This is a genomic window from Chryseobacterium sp. OV279 (genome assembly GCF_900128945.1).
Lineage (GTDB): Bacteria > Bacteroidota > Bacteroidia > Flavobacteriales > Weeksellaceae > Chryseobacterium.
Genome location: NZ_FQUD01000006.1, coordinates 97,671 through 114,341 on the forward strand (window position 1 = coordinate 97,671; position 16,671 = coordinate 114,341).

8 protein-coding genes and 1 riboswitch are annotated in these 16,671 nt (G+C 39.6%); of the genes, 3 read left to right on the forward strand and 5 right to left on the reverse strand.

What is annotated here, in order from left to right:
- Positions 1-9 precede the first annotated feature (9 nt).
- Together BUA72_RS23130 and BUA72_RS23135 are read right to left on the reverse strand one after the other, a co-directional pair.
- On the reverse strand, positions 10-2,148 hold the full coding sequence (locus BUA72_RS23130) for a TonB-dependent receptor (protein WP_072925570.1): 2,139 nt from the start codon (positions 2,146-2,148) through the stop codon (positions 10-12).
- A 423-nt stretch (positions 2,149-2,571) separates the two neighbouring features.
- A complete protein-coding gene (locus BUA72_RS23135; protein WP_072925807.1) occupies positions 2,572-3,342 on the reverse strand; it encodes a WG repeat-containing protein in 771 nt (256 codons plus the stop codon).
- Between the two features lie 442 nt (positions 3,343-3,784).
- Here BUA72_RS23135 and BUA72_RS23140 point away from each other — a divergent pair, with 442 nt between their 5' ends.
- Positions 3,785-6,565 (forward strand): bifunctional aconitate hydratase 2/2-methylisocitrate dehydratase, encoded by a 2,781-nt coding sequence (locus tag BUA72_RS23140; protein ID WP_072925573.1) that lies wholly within the window; start codon positions 3,785-3,787, stop codon positions 6,563-6,565.
- 327 nt (positions 6,566-6,892) lie between these two features.
- Positions 6,893-9,160: an aconitate hydratase gene (locus tag BUA72_RS23145; RefSeq protein ID WP_072925575.1), complete on the forward strand. Its 2,268-nt coding sequence runs from the start codon at positions 6,893-6,895 to the stop codon at positions 9,158-9,160.
- A gap of 50 nt (positions 9,161-9,210) precedes the next feature.
- On the opposite strand, the gene BUA72_RS23150 is transcribed toward BUA72_RS23145, so the two are convergent.
- Together BUA72_RS23150 and BUA72_RS23155 are read right to left on the reverse strand one after the other, a co-directional pair.
- A complete protein-coding gene (locus BUA72_RS23150) occupies positions 9,211-9,894 on the reverse strand; it encodes a LytR/AlgR family response regulator transcription factor (protein ID WP_072925579.1) in 684 nt (227 codons plus the stop codon).
- The gene (locus BUA72_RS23155; RefSeq protein WP_072925582.1) at positions 9,881-10,897 is read right to left on the reverse strand and encodes a sensor histidine kinase; all 1,017 of its coding nucleotides are present in this window, start codon (positions 10,895-10,897) and stop codon (positions 9,881-9,883) included. Before BUA72_RS23155 ends, BUA72_RS23150 begins: the two co-directional genes overlap by 14 nt.
- 161 nt (positions 10,898-11,058) lie before the next feature.
- Between BUA72_RS23155 and BUA72_RS23160 the strand changes: the two genes are divergently transcribed.
- The gene (locus BUA72_RS23160) at positions 11,059-13,179 is read left to right on the forward strand and encodes an outer membrane beta-barrel family protein (protein WP_072925584.1); all 2,121 of its coding nucleotides are present in this window, start codon (positions 11,059-11,061) and stop codon (positions 13,177-13,179) included.
- Between the two features lie 73 nt (positions 13,180-13,252).
- Here BUA72_RS23160 and BUA72_RS23165 read toward each other — a convergent pair whose 3' ends face one another.
- Entirely contained in the window at positions 13,253-15,997 is a 2,745-nt protein-coding gene (locus BUA72_RS23165; RefSeq protein WP_072925810.1) for a TonB-dependent receptor plug domain-containing protein, read from the reverse strand.
- 536 nt (positions 15,998-16,533) lie between these two features.
- Positions 16,534-16,632, reverse strand: a riboswitch (SAM-I-IV-variant riboswitch).
- Between the last annotated feature and the right edge of the window lie 39 nt (positions 16,633-16,671).

Consider the following 16,671-nt stretch of genomic DNA (forward strand, 5'->3'; position numbering starts at 1 on the left):
TTCTACAGATTATTGAATTTTCCAGCTGATCCCAAACATAAAATTAGTACCTGCCTGTGAAAAATAATATGGATCGCCACTGTAAACGGCTCCGTTGTTCACATATTTTTTGTTGAAAAGATTATTCACCAATAATTTTAAAGCGATATCATTATGTGCGATGGTAAAATGATACTGGGCATTAAAATCGGTTAAGAAATAATCTTTCAGCTGCAGGTTTTTATCACCGGTATTATCCAGATACTGTTTTCCAACATATTGGTTCATTAAAGCAAACTGGAAATTCTTGTTTGGATTAAATTTCAGACCCAGATTGGCGATCACATTCGGGGAGAATGATATTTCGGTATCTCCCAAATTCTGAAGAACGCCTTTATTTTTAATATTAAAATCAAGATTTTTATTCTGACTAAGACTGACATTTCCCGTCACTTCCCATTGCTTGGAAAGTTTAGCCAATGCTCCGATCTCAATTCCTCTTCTGTAGCTTTTCCCTGAGTTTGTTCTGATAAATGCACCTACATTGTTCAATTGTCCGTTCAGTACCAGCTGATTCAGATAGTACATATAATATAGATTGGCTGTTACGGATACTATTCCAAACTGCTTCTCAATACCTGCTTCGAAATCGTGTAATTTTTCAGCTTTCACATTGTTGTCACTCATCAGGTCATCCCTGTTCGGTTCACGCTGTGCATGGGCATAGGAAAGGAATACTTTTCCGTTTCCGATTTTATAATTCACGCCCGCTTTTGGATTAAAGAAAAGCCAGTTTTTATCAAGGTTTCCTCCTTCTCCATCTCCTGCTGTCAGGATCTTTGTATCGTAATCAATATTTCTGAGCTGAAGATCTCCAAAGAATTCAAAATGTTCTCCCGTTCTCCACAACGCTTTTGCAAAACCTGCCAATTCAGTTTTCACAGAACGGTTTCTGTAGTATTCATATTCATTGATCTGCGGAAAATAAACACCGGTCACATTTCCAAAGTGCCTTCCGTAATACTGGTTAGCCACCACACCGAAATTAAGATCTACATTCTCCAGCTTTCCATACAATGTGGAAACGGCACCGTAAAAATCATTATTCAGCCATTTTTTTCTGATAAAATCGGTTATTTCTACCGGAGCACCATTCACTACAGGTACCGGGAGATTATAATTGGAATAATGGGTAGCCTCTACATCCGTTTCATCTACTCTTTTGTAGTTTTCGTAATATCCTCTTCCTTTTGTATAGTGAAGGGTTGTTTCTAAACTCCAGTTATCATTGAATTTCTGCTCCCACAAAAGCTGATAATGATTCTGTCTGTAATTGTCCGTTTCATTATCATAAAACTTCTCTTCTCCGGTAACCAGGTCTGTATATTGTCCTGAATAATTGAACTTCGGATTCGTTTCCCAGGTCGGTCTGTCGATCCCGTTCCAGGCCTGATAGGTTTTTTCTTTTCCTCCGAAAGCCATCAGACGAATCCTTGTTTTTCCCTCTTCAAATAATGCCGTGAAGTTGTAAGAATCCAGATTCGAAGAAGCTCTGTCAATATATCCGTCGGAATGAATTTTCGTATATCTACCCATCACAGAAAGTCTGTTTTTCCAGAATTTCCCGGAACCGGCTTCCGCTGAATATTTATAGGTATTGAATGAGCCATAACTGTCATCCGTCTTGAAATACATCTTTTCGTCCGGTTCTTTGGAGATCACATTGATGCTCGCTCCAAACGCAGAAACACCATTATTGGAAGTTCCCACCCCTCTCTGAATCACGATTTGTGAAGCGGAACTCGTAAGATCCGGAACATTGACAAAGAAAGTTCCCTGACTTTCAGAATCGTTGTACGGAACTCCGTTCATCATCACATTGATTCCTCTTCCGGCTACCCCACGGATTCTGAATCCTGTATAACCCACCCCGTTTCCGGCGTCAGAAGTAGAGATAATGGAAGTTTGATTTTTCAGGAGGATCGGGAGATCCTGGCCCAGATTTCTGCTGTCTACATCTTTCTGTACGTTGATGATTTCCTTAGCAACGGGCAGCCTTTTTGTAAAGCTGACCGCTTCAATTTCCCTGATCTTCAGAGAATCCTTATTTTGAGCCTGGATAAAGGCTGCAGAGCCTATGGTAAGCCCTAAAAAAAATAATCCCTTCATTCTATAAATCTTTAAAATTTAATGAATAAAAGGGGCGGATTAAATAATGTAGCAATTTACTAATTTAACAGTCTAGCAATGAGATTGGTATATTGTTATACTGTTCCATTGGTACATTTTCAAATTTCCCTAAACAGCATTATCCGTTCCAGGTTCATTGGGTATAATCTCAGCCTGTTAAAGCACCCCTTTATTTCAGCCGCGAAATTACAAAAAAAATACGGGTTTTTGAGGTACGCGTTTCAGGGTTTTGAGATACGAGGGCGGGATTTGAGTGATAGAGGTTAATCCGGTTATATAGATCTGTTCAATTTGTTTGATCTGCGTGAAATTTTAAAGACTAAAGATTCATTCTCTACACATTTCAAACAGCCAAAAGCCATCCGCCAAAAGCTTACTGCTTATAGCCTACTGCCTACCGCATTAATACGTCTTATTCCTCACATCAATATAATAATAGTTCGCGCCGTCTTTTGTCACTTCAAACATTCTCCCCAGTTTCCAGCTGAAGTTTCTTTTGATATTGGAATATTCGAAAGGAATGATCACTTTATTATTCACATCAATCACTCCGAATCTGTCGTTATGAGAAGCTACAATCATTGGATCTGACGTGTCATCGCCTTCCATGATGTATAAATACTGGTATTGAGGATAGATCTGGTATTGTCTGTAATCTGCCGCATTCACGAATTTGGCTTTTTCAATGATTCCGTAAAAACCATTCAGAACATAGGCCTGATAAAGCTGTTGTTTATAGTCTCCGAACTTACATTTTCCGAGATCCGCATCTTTGAACTGATACACTCTTTTTCCTGTTTTGTCTACACGGTAAGAGATCATATCTTTTTCAACCGTAGCATAGTCATCAGTTCCGAACTTCCTTGCCTTCAGGTTGGGAGAATTCAGCAAATTACAGTCTTCATAGAAAAAGACCGCAATATGATATTCAGGCTTGATGATGAATTTTCCGTTTTGATTCACGTATCCGAATTTCCCATTCTCCTTTTTCGGGATCAGAACAGGAAGATCCTGATGGATGGTTACGAGATCCGGGTTCGGTTTAGGAACAGAAGTCGCCTTTTTTACTGCAGTTTTCGTTACATTTTTAACCGGTAGTTTTTTCACGGATTTCGTCTGAGAAAAAACGAAAATCGAAATAAATACGCATAAAAAATTCAGGATATTTTTCATATTCACCATTTGCGTGCAAAACTACGGCCAAAAATAGAAATTATCAAAATCATATTTATAAAGAATCTAAATAATTTAGCGTATAAAAAATATTAAAAATCCGTAAATTTGGGAACACTTTTTAAGTGTTTGATAATCTAAAAACGTTTTGGAGATATAATTTCTGGCAGTCATGCTGTCAAAAAGGTGTATAAATCTTACCCAAAGAGAGTTTTTTCAACAGGACAAACCGCAGGTAAACTACGTACACTTCTATTAGAGATCATCTATACTTCACTTCGAAACTGAACATTATCTCGCATTTTTTAAGGAGGTAGATGATGTTGTTTATTACTATAGTCGTTTTGCTGCGGCAACTTTAAATGTTTTATTGTAATTTATAACCCTGTTAAGAATAACAGAATTGATTCTACTTTTAAAATTTTAAAAGACTTCTATTATTATGAATATGTATCAGGATTACATCCAAGAGATTGAGGAAAGAAAAAACCAGGGGCTAAATCCAAAGCCAATTGACGGTGCCGGATTATTAAGCGAAATCATTGCACAGATTAAAGACTCAGGTAACGAATACCGATCGGATTCTCTTCAATTTTTCATTTACAACACCTTACCCGGAACGACCAGTGCAGCAGGTGTGAAAGCTCAGTTTTTAAAAGAAATCATTCTCGGTGAATCCGTAGTAGAAGAAATAACCCCGGCGTATGCTTTTGAGTTATTATCTCATATGAAAGGAGGTCCTTCCATTGAGGTATTGCTGGATCTGGCTTTAGGGAATGATATTTCTATTGCTAAACAGGCGGCCAACGTTCTTAAGACACAGGTTTTCCTTTATGATGCGGATACAAACCGTCTGAAGGAAGCATTTAATAGCGGTAATGAAATCGCACAGGAAATCGTTGACAGTTATGCAAAAGCTGAGTTCTTTACTCAACTTCCGGAAATTGCTGAAGAAATTAAAGTGGTAACATTTATCGCCGGTGAAGGTGATATCTCAACCGATTTACTTTCTCCTGGTAACCAGGCTCACTCAAGATCAGACCGTGAACTTCACGGGAAATGCATGATCACTCCTCAGGCACAGGAAGAAATCAAAGCTTTACAGGCACAACATCCTGACAAAAGTGTGATGCTTATTGCTGAAAAAGGTACGATGGGTGTAGGTTCATCCAGAATGTCAGGAGTAAACAACGTGGCTTTATGGACTGGGAAACAGGCTAGCCCGTACATTCCTTTCGTAAATATTGCTCCAATTGTTGGAGGAACAAATGGTATTTCTCCGATTTTCCTTACTACAGTAGACGTTACCGGTGGTATTGGTCTTGACCTTAAAAACTGGGTAAAAAAACTGGACGAGAACGGACAGCCAATCCGTAACGAAGCAGGAGAGCCGATTCTTGAAGAAGCATATTCTGTGGCTACAGGAACTGTTCTTACCATCAACACTAAAACAAAAAAACTTTATAACGGCGACCAGGAGCTGATTGACATTGCTAAGGCATTCACGCCTCAGAAAATGGAATTCATCAAAGCCGGTGGATCATACGCTATTGTATTCGGTAAAAAGCTTCAGACATTTGCTGCCAAACTTTTAGGAATAGATACTCCTCTTGTTTTTGCTCCGTCTAAAGAGATTTCTCACGAAGGACAAGGTCTTACCGCAGTAGAAAAAATCTTCAACAGAAATGCTGTAGGTTCTACGCCAGGAAAAGTATTGCACGCAGGTTCTGACGTTCGTGTAGAAGTTAATATCGTTGGATCTCAGGATACAACAGGTCTAATGACTTCTCAGGAGCTGGAATCAATGGCAGCTACAGTGATTTCTCCGATTGTTGACGGTGCTTACCAATCCGGATGTCACACCGCTTCAGTATGGGATAAAAAAGCTCAGGCTAATATTCCAAAATTAATGAAATTTATGAACGATTTCGGTTTGATCACAGCCCGTGACCCGAAAGGTGAATACCACGCCATGACAGACGTAATTCACAAAGTTCTTAACGATATTACGATAGACGAGTGGGCGATCATCATTGGTGGTGACTCTCACACAAGAATGTCTAAAGGAGTTGCTTTCGGAGCAGACTCAGGAACAGTGGCTCTTGCACTGGCTACAGGTGAAGCATCTATGCCAATCCCTGAATCCGTGAAAGTAACATTCAAAGGAGACATGAAAGAACACATGGATTTCCGTGATGTGGTTCATGCGACTCAGGCTCAGATGCTTAAGCAGTTTGGAGGAGAAAACGTATTCCAGGGTAGAATCATTGAGGTTCACATCGGAACACTTCCAGCTGACCAGGCATTTACCTTTACAGACTGGACGGCAGAGATGAAGGCAAAAGCTTCAATCAACATTTCTGAAGACGAAACCCTGATTGAATCACTGGAGATTGCAAAAGGCAGAATCCAGATCATGATCGACAAGGGCATGGATAATCACAACCAGGTTCTTCAGGGATTAATCAATAAAGCAGATAAGAGAATTTCAGAGATCAGATCAGGTGAGAAACCTGCTTTAACTCCGGATTCAAATGCTAAATATTACGCTGAAGTTGTTGTGGACCTTGATATCATCGTGGAACCCATGATTGCTGACCCGGATGTAAACAATGATGATGTTTCCAAAAGATATACTCACGACACGATCAGAACCCTTTCTTACTACGGTGGAGAGAAAAAAGTAGATCTTGGTTTTGTAGGATCTTGTATGGTTCACAAAGGAGACTTGAAGATTGTTTCTCAAATGCTTAGAAACATCGAAAAGCAACAAGGTAAGGTAGAATTCAATGCGCCTCTTGTAGTAGCAGCTCCAACTTATAACATCATCGATGAGTTAAAAGCAGAAGGAGACTGGGAATTTTTAGAAAAATATTCAGGTTTCGAATTTGATGATAATGCTCCAAAAGGAGAAGCTCGTGTTGAATACAAAAACATGATGTATCTTGAGCGTCCCGGATGTAACCTTTGTATGGGTAACCAAGAGAAAGCGGCTAAAGGAGATACCGTACTGGCCACTTCTACCCGTCTTTTCCAGGGAAGAGTCGTTGAAGATTCTGAACGTAAAAAAGGAGAATCTTTATTAGCTTCAACTCCGGTTGTTGTTCTTTCAGCGATTATCGGAAGAATTCCTAATATCGACGAGTACAAGGCAGCGGTTGAGGGTATTGACCTTACTAAATTTGCTCCACCGATCAAGGAGTTGGTTCAGGTTGGCCATTAATACAATGTAACGAAGTCTCAGGACTTTTTTAAAATAATATCATTGAAAGATTTTAGTCCTGAGGGATTTAAAATCTTTCAATTTTTGTTTAGAACCTTTCCATTTAAGACCGATTAAGAATTATTTTACATAAAACTGAGCCATAAAATTCCATTTTTTCTTAACTTGATAGAAATAAAACATGCCCATTATTGATTAGAAATATCCTTTTTATAAGCCTAAGGAACAGAATTTGATGAATCGTAGTAACGAAAGATTTTTTTCCGTTTTAAGCATTCAATGAATGACGGGAAAGTATATTTAAAAAGAGAAAAATTAAATTAAGATATGACTTTTGATATTGATATGATCAAAAAAGTGTACGAGCGTTACCCGGAAAGAATTGCTTCGGCAAGACAAATCGTGGGAAAACCTCTTACCCTTTCAGAAAAAATCCTTTACACCCATCTTTGGGAAGGAAATGCCACATCAGCGCATGAAAGAGGAAACTCTTATGTAGATTTCGCACCAGACAGAGTAGCCATGCAGGATGCCACCGCACAGATGGCACTTTTACAGTTTATGCAGGCTGGAAAGGCTAAAGTAGCGGTACCTTCAACAGCTCACGCCGATCACCTGATCCAGGCAAGAGTAGGTGCAGAAGCAGATTTACAGGAAGGTATCAACAAAAACTCGGAGGTTTTCAACTTTCTGAGCTCTGTTTGTGATAAATATGGAATTGGTTTCTGGAAGCCGGGAGCTGGTATCATTCACCAGGTGGTACTTGAAAACTATGCATTCCCGGGAGGAATGATGATCGGTACCGACTCTCACACGGTAAATGCAGGAGGTTTAGGAATGGTAGCCATCGGTGTAGGGGGTGCTGATGCAGTAGATGTCATGGCCGGAATGGCATGGGAACTAAAAATGCCAAAACTTATCGGAATAAAATTAACCGGTAAAATGAGCGGATGGACGTCGGCCAAAGACGTTATCCTGAAAGTGGCAGGAATTCTTACCGTAAAAGGAGGAACAGGATGCATCGTAGAATATTTCGGAGAAGGAGCAGAATCTCTTTCAGCAACAGGTAAGGGAACCATCTGTAACATGGGTGCTGAGATCGGAGCGACCACTTCTACTTTCGGATACGATGATTCCATGAGAAGATATTTAGCTGCAACCGGAAGACAGGATGTAGTAGATGCCGCTGATAAAATTGCAGAACACTTAACGGGTGATGCTGAAGTATACGCCAACCCTGAGCAATATTTTGATCAGGTTATCGAGATCAACCTTTCTGAGCTTACGCCACACTTAAACGGGCCTTTCACTCCGGACTTAGCAACACCAGTCGCTGAATTCAAAGCTAAAGCTGAAGCAAACGGATGGCCAATAGAGGTAGAATGGGCATTGATCGGTTCATGTACCAACTCTTCGTATGAAGATTTGTCAAGAGCTGCTTCTATCGTAGAAGATGCGGTAGCCAAAGGAGTTAAGCCTAAAGCGATTCTGGGAATTAACCCAGGTTCTGAGCAGGTGAAATTCACAGCGGAAAGAGACGGTTTCTTAAATTCTTTCAGAAAATTTGAGAACACAAGAATCTTCACCAATGCTTGTGGACCTTGTATCGGACAGTGGGACAGAGAGGGTGCTGATAAAGGGGAGAAAAACTCTATTATCCACTCTTTCAACAGAAACTTTGCAAAAAGAGCTGACGGTAACCCGAATACCCACGCTTTTGTAGCTTCTCCGGAAATGGTAGCTGCAGTAGCGATTTCAGGAAGATTAGACTTTAACCCGATTACAGATACATTAACAGCCGAAAACGGCGAGCAGGTGAAACTGGATGAGCCTAAAGGTTCTGAATTACCACCAAGAGGATTCGCTGTAGATGATAACGGATATCAGGCACCTTCTGAAGACGGTTCTTCAGTTGTGGTGAACGTAAGCCCTACTTCGGACAGACTTCAGCTATTGGAAGAATTCCCGGCTTGGGACGGTAAAAACATCGAAGGAGCTAAGGTATTGATCAAAGCTTTCGGAAAATGTACAACCGACCACATTTCTATGGCGGGACCATGGTTGAAATACAGAGGTCACCTTGACAATATTTCAAACAATATGTTGATTGGAGCTGTTAATGCTTACAACATGGAAACCAACCACGTTAAAAGTGAAATAACGGGTGAATATGGTGAAGTTCCGGCTGTACAGAGAGCTTATAAAGCCGCTGGGATTCCTACCATCGTTGTCGGAGACCAGAACTACGGAGAAGGTTCTTCAAGAGAGCATGCAGCTATGGAGCCGAGACACCTTGGTGTAAAAGCGGTATTGGTAAAATCATTCGCGAGAATCCATGAAACGAACCTTAAAAAACAGGGGATGTTGGGAATCACTTTCGCTAATGAAGCTGATTATGACAAAATCCAGGAAGATGACACGGTTAACTTCTTAGATCTTGATCAGTTTGCTCCGGGAAAACAGCTGACTTTAGAATTCGTTCATGCTGACGGAACTAAAGACATTATCATGGCCAACCATACGTATAATGATCAGCAGATTGATTGGTTTAAGGCAGGTTCTGCACTTAACCTGATTAAGAGACAGGAAAATTAATTGTTAGATTTAATTAATCATAGAAAAGCGGCTTCCAAGGAAGCCGCTTTTCATTTTATCTTACTCAGAAGATGGCTCCGATAGCTTTCTCCGATCGGAATTTCCTGTTCTGAGACTAAAACAATTTTCCTGATCCCAATATTCTTGGTTTGATCCAGATTCACGATGAATGATTTATGAACGCGGACAAATCTTTCAGAAAGCTGGGTTTCCAGAGATTTAAGCGTATCCAGAACAATATATTCCTCATTTGAGGTTTTGATGTTCACATAATCCTTGATGCTTTCGATATACAGAATATCATTAAAGCTGATGCGGTGCTGCTGGCCGGAAGATTTCACAAAAAAGTAGGATTCTTCATTGCTTTCAGAAAAGGAAAAACGTTCCTGTGCCTTCACTGCACTTTTATAGAAACGCTCAAAAGAAACTGGCTTCAGAAGATAATCAATAATATTGTGTTCATACCCTTCCAGTGCATATTCGGAATAGGCGGTTGTCAAAATATATTTTTTCTTTTCCCCTACAATTTTCATGAAATTAATCCCTGAAAGTTCAGGCATCTGAATATCCAGAAAAATAAGATCCGCTTCATTGTTTTGTATATATTCCAACGCCAGAATAGGATTCTCCGCAGAGAAAACCAGTTCTAAAAAGGGAATTTTCCGGACATAATTTTCCAGCAGCGATATCGCCAGCGGCTCGTCGTCTACAATAAGGCATTTAATCGTTTTCATAAGGGAAAATAATTCTTAAATCTACAATAAATTCAGATTCCAGATCTTTTATATAGAGCTCATGCTTCTTCGGATACAGAATTTCCAGCCTTTTTTTCACATTATCGATCCCGATTCCGGACGCAGTATCTTTCACTTTCTGGTTTTTAAAATTGTGAAGGTAAAAATGAAGCACTTTATTGTCATCCGACACTTTTAATACAAATCCTTTCTCCCGAAAATCCCCATGTTTAAAAGCATTTTCCACAAACGGAACCAACAGCATAGGTGAAATATTGATTTTAGGATGATTGATGTTCTTTTCAATGATCAGGAGTTCAGGATTTTTGATTCTGAGCTTTTCCAAACCGATTAAGCTTTCAATATAGCCTATTTCCTTATCCAGACTGATGACATCTTTCTCAAGATCTTTCGTGCTGTACCGCAGCAATTCACTCAGTTTTTCAATGGCCGGGAGTGCTTTATCCGAATTCTGATACACCAGGGAATAGATGTTATTTAAAGAATTAAAAATAAAATGAGGATTGATCTGGGTTTTCAGGGCCTGAAGCTGAGCATGCTTTCTTTCTTCAACAAGCCTGTTACGCTCTTCTTCCACTTTAAAATAATACTTAAAGAACCATAGGTTGGTACTCACGAAAACCGTTAAGCTCGAATAATAGATGTTATCATAAAAATAGTACAGAAAAGTTGTTCCTTCCGCATAATTTCTGAAGCCTACTACCGCAGGAAGCAGCAACTCTTCCATTGAATATCTGAAAAGCACGAAAATAAATACACCTACAAAAAAACCGACGATCATCATGTAGAATCTGTTAGGATTGAAAAACCGTGGCGCGACGAAAAAATAATTAACGTAAAAACCCAGAAAATTGGCCAGGAAGATCGTGACATCCAAAACATCAAGACCAGATTTACTGTATACCGCCCTGGAAAGGATGCCGTTAAAAATAATCAACAGCCAATAAAAAACGTGCAGGAGGAGAACTTGTTTTTGCTTCATGTTCAAATTTAAGCTTCATATGTTTTAAATTCCTACACATTTCCGACGAAACCCGTTTTTTTTCCGATGAAAATATTTTGAGCGGATTAATCTGCGCTGAAATCTAAACGCCATTTCACATAAAGAAGTTTGAAAATACCTTTGGACCAAGATTTTAAACTATGAAACTGAAATATATTCTTATCAGCACCCTTTTATCAGCATCGTTATCTGCACAGGTTCAAAAAGACAGCATTAAGCATGTGGAACAGATCAATCTGTTAGTCAAGAAAAAACTTCTTGAAAGAAAAGCAGACCGTCTTATCTTTAATGTAGAAGCATCGATAGCTTCCCAGGGAATGGACGCAACAGAAACCCTTGCCAACGTTCCTATGCTGAAAGTAGATGAAAACATGGGCTCTATTTCAATCACCGGAAAAAGCAGTGTGAACGTAATGATCAACGGAAGAATGCTGAATCTTTCGGGAAATGCTCTTTTGAATTATCTGAAATCCATCCGATCAGAAAATATCTCCAAAATAGAAGTCATCACGACGCCTCCTTCAAAATACGAAGCTCAGGGAAACAGCGGACTCATTAATATTATCCTGAAAAAGAATCCGAATTTAGGGTTCAGCGGAAATATCAACTCGAACCTCATCCAGAGAAGTTATTCCGGCTTCAGTTCCAATGGTTCGCTTAATTATCAGACGGAAAAATTCAGCAGCAGTCTGAAACTGACGTATTATGATTCAGCCAAGCGTACCGACGAAAATTACAATATTATCGGAGCTTCCCAAAACTACAGCAACTCCATCCGGAAAGATATGTGGAAGGAACTTACGCCAACCCTCAATCTCTCCTATAAAATCAGCAAAAATGCTGAAATCGGAATGGAATACATCTACGCGCATCAAAAATCCGGGATGGACATCGTCAATACCACAAAAAATATTGATGCTAGTCTTAATGAGGAAAACCTTTTAACCAATACCTTTCACCGCGAAAAACTTCCTACTCATACCTTAAGCGCTTATTACGACCTGAAACTGGATTCATTGGGTAAGAAACTAAGCATTGCAGGAAATTTTTATAAGAACAATTCGGATACGGAAGTGAATTTTTCTACGCTTACCCTTTCAGATCATTCTGTTCAGGATGTAAAGACAACGTCTTTGATCTCGCCACAGATCTTTTCTGCTCAGGCAGATCTGGAACTTCCTTTCTCTTTCGGAACCATTGAAACCGGAGTGAAGTTTAATCAGTTTAAAAACAGTTCGGACATTCAGTATTTTAATCTGAATGGCGGACAATATGTACCGGATCTTTCAAGAGCTAATCTGTTCACCTATCAGGAAGAAAATTATGCCGGATATTTCAGTTATGCCAAAACATTCGGGGAGCACTGGGAAACCAAAGCGGGCCTTCGCTATGAACATACCAATGCAGAAAGTTTTACACCCTCTTCCAATTCAGAAAACAAATACAATTACGGACAATGGTTCCCATCTGCTTATGTTTCGTACAAAGAAGATAAAAATGTATTCAGCTTTTCCTATTCCAGAAGGATCAACCGTCCGAGTATGGGTAATCTTAACCCGTTTCGCTGGTACTCAAATCCCTATTCTTATTCATCAGGAAATCCTTTGCTGACCCCGGCTTACATCAATAACTGGGAATTGGGATATACCTTTAATAATAAATTCTCAACCAGTGTTTATTATTTGAGAATGAAAAATGCATTCGGTCAAATTTCTGCCATTGATGATATTTCACAGATCTCAACCTACCTGAACTATTACAACAATAATTTCTGGGGTCTTAATGCCTCTTATACGGATACTTTTTTCAAGTTCTGGGAAAGCAGTATCTCGATGAATGCCTCACTTCAGAATTCATCCGTATTCAATGTGGATGCGGAAACCCAGAAAGGAAGTTCTTTCAGCTACTCCATCAACAATACATTTACTTTAAACAAAAATAAGACGCTTGTATTCTTTCTGAACTACAGCCACAGCCTGGCTTACAAAAATGTGAACTCTTATTTCCAGGCTTTCCCGGAATTGACTTCAGGATTAAAAGTCTCACTCATGGAAAAGAAACTTCAGATCAATGCAACGGTAACCAATATTTTTGCCCAGAGATACCGAGGAGAATTGTATTTCTCTGATAATACCCAGTACATGAATAACTATTGGGACGGCAGAAGTTTCAGATTAAGTGTTAATTATACTTTTGGAAGCAGCAAGAAGAAAATCACCAAGAAAAATATCAAATTTGAGGAAAAAGAAAGAGCACAGTAATTGTTTTTGCTATTCACTCAAACAAAAAAACAGAGAATTGTTCTCTGTTTTTTGCTTTTATCTTTATCTGTTTTTAAAATTTAAATTCTACTCGCGCGAAAACGAAACGCCCTCCAATCCCGTATTGCGAAACCTGTCTGGAATACACAAACTGGTTATCCGCCGTCAATGAATTGATATTCGGGCTTTTGGAAGGCATTACATTAAATATATTATTACTTCCCACCGTCGCTGAAATGTTTTTATTGAAATCATAGCCTACGGAAAGGTCTGTCACAAAGCGGTCATTTAAAACGAAATGTTCTCTGCTTTCGGTAACGCCGTCAAAATTGGCATCCAGGACATCCGCATCTGTCACTTTTCCAAAGTAGGAATTTCTGAGAGCAACCGTAAGCGCGGAAAATTTCAGGGTATTGGCCAGCGTAGCTTTGATTCGGGGTACGGCTTCTTCAAAATACACTCTGTTAGGTTCAGAAAAATAATTATTGATCTGGCTTATCAGTTTCGGTGAAGCATGAATATCCCCCACTCTTCTGGTCTGATTCAGGTTAAGTCCTAAATTATTCTCCAAAGATATTCCTTCCGAAATTCTTGTATTCTGGGAAACCGTGATATCCAGTCCTTTGGTCTGGGAATCTACTGCATTGGCAAAGAAATTCGCGGCACTGGCTCTCGCAAGATCAAAGGCTCCCTGAAGAACTGCCTGATCTGATCCCGGGGTAAAGCTTCCGGACGGACGGAAAAACAAATCGGTAAGTACCACTCTATCCTTAATCTTTATCAGATAAGCATCCGCTGTAAATACTAAACTTAAAGAAGGAATCTTCCAGGTAATTCCCGTACTGTAAGACTGTGAAGTTTCCTGTTTCAGTTTTGGGATTCCTAAGGCCTGGGCTGCTTCTGAATTGTTTCTGAAAGTTCCCACCTGTGTAGTTTGTCCCTGCTGGATCAGGGTAGAGGTAGAACTGTAGTAAATCTGTGCTAAAGAAGGCGCTCTGAATCCTGTGGAAACCGCTCCTCTCCAATTGAAATTTTTAGCCAGTTTGACATTGGTAGCCAATTTATAATTAAAGGTAGAACCGAAGTCTGAATAATTTTCAAAACGTACCGCGCCTTCCAATAACCACCAATCCGTTGGTTCAATCTCAACATCGGCATAGGCTGCTAAACTGTTCCGGCTTCCTGAAACGGCATTATCCGGGCTGAAACCTGGAAATACCTGAGAACCTGCGGGTCTTGTAGCTCCAAAGAAGTCGGTTACCTTTTCATTGTCAGGGGTAGCAGCAGTCACTACACGCCCGAAAATATCATAGGAGACGTAGGAATTTTCATTTCCTGCATTCACTTTATAATTTTCATAGCGGTATTCTCCTCCGAAAGCTACATTTAAGCCATGAAGGACATCATATTTTTTTGAGAAATCCAGATTCAGGGTATTTTGTGAAAACTCAGATCCTCCTGCTTTAAAAGTTCTTGGTGAATTGTCGCCCAGAGAGGCATTAAATGTATTAACCACCCCAAAGTTAAAAGCATTCTTTCCGAAAGTATTACTCAAATCTACATTCCAGCCGCTCCACTTTCCTTTGATTCCTCCGGCTAAGGAATAATCATTCACATTAGCTTCAATTTGCGGTAAATATCCATTGGGCGTAACGGCATTGATGTTTCTTTCTGTATTCGGAAGACGAAAAAATCCTCCGGCATTTCCCAAACGGTAGCTGTAACCTCCAAAAGAATACACTTTCCAGTCTTCATTCACCGGAATTTCAGAATTGAAAAAAAGCTGTCCTGATTGTAGTTTAGACTGCCCCGCTCTCAGACTGAAATCTTTTCTTTCCAGACCTCTGTAATTAAGTTCCTGATCTGTAAAATCTTTTCCTAATAAGCCCTGCAATGCCGCAATACTGTTAGCTCCCGATATCTGATTTTTAAAATCCTGCGAAAAATAATCAACCTGCGACGCATACTGCTTGACCGTATTGATAATTTGCTGGCTGTTGGATGTATTGGTAATATTTTTATACAGTCCGTCGATATTCACTCCGCTCTGCAATGCCCTGTAATTAATCGCGTTATAGGCATTAAAAATATCCCCCTGACGTACGCCCGCCCTTGAATACGGATCGCGGTATTGTACAGAACCTGTTACATTAATAAAGCCTTTCTCCCCAATTTTTGCTCCATAGTTCAGATCTGCAGAAATAGACTGCCCATCTATCCCTCCGGAAAAATTTTTGGCAACTGATGAAGCGTATCCTCCCAGAAATACCTGTCCCGATAGTCCTAGCCTTCTTTTAAGCCCTAAATTTACGACACCCGCAATGGCATCAGATCCATACTGAGCAGAAGCTCCATCTCTTAAGACTTCGATTTTTTCCAGTGCAAATGCTGGAATTGCATTAAGATCTGTTCCTACCGAACCTCTTCCCGGAGTCAATGTCACATTGATAAGAGAAGACTGGTATCTCCTTTTTCCGTTAAGCAGGACCAGAACCTGATCCGGGCCAAGTCCTCTGAGAAGGGCCGGATCTACAAAATCGGTTCCATCGTTCACGGTATGTGAAGTGGATGAGAATGAAGGCACCACATAATTGAGGGCCTGGCTGATATTGTTAACCGGACTTTGTCTTAAGATCTTTGATATATTGATGATATCTACCGGTACCGGAGTATCTGTAAGAGATCTTCCTGATCCTCTTGATCCGAGGATGACTACATCTTCAATCTTTTTGGATGAGGTGGAATCCGACTGTCCAAAGTAAAATGCTGATATAAATGCTGCCGAAGCTATGATTGTTTTTTTCTCGAAATTGCGCATGTGTTTTCTATTTTTTATTACTGATTGTTGATTTGATTTCAGGCCATAGTTTTCCTGCAACCTCTATTTCAGGTCGCTTTATAAAGCCGGAATGTTTACATTATTTTTTAAAGAAGTCTAGATCATGTGCAAAACTTGGGAAGAGAAAATGGTTTTTAACGCAAAGCTTCATCTTGTTAACGTTTAGTTTTGAGGAAGGCAAAGAATGTGACTGCGTCACTGATGAAGCTATAGGTTTACAACATTCGCTTAATCGAATCAATGAAATTGATTCCGCCTTTGCTTCCCTTTATCAATACAATAATTAATTTCTTTGCGTCAAAAAAAGCTTATCTCTTACACAGGTTTTGAAGTTGATCCAAAGTCTAGAAACAACAACACATACGCATGTGGAAATGGCATGAAAAGAGATCAGAATAATGAAGCGGTACTTCATGATCTGAGAAACGAAAATTTAAATTGGTCTTGTGGTTTCCCTTGTCTTTAAACATTGATTTTATTTTTAAAACAAAAATGTCAAGATGGGGAGAAAATAGAGAATAAACATTTTTTCCGGGCATACCGGCTTATCTATTTCAGCACCTTGCTTGTTTTTGCAGGTTGCTATCCCATCTATGAGATTCTTGATAATTACCTGGCAAAGATATAATTATTTCGGAAATAAAAAAATAATT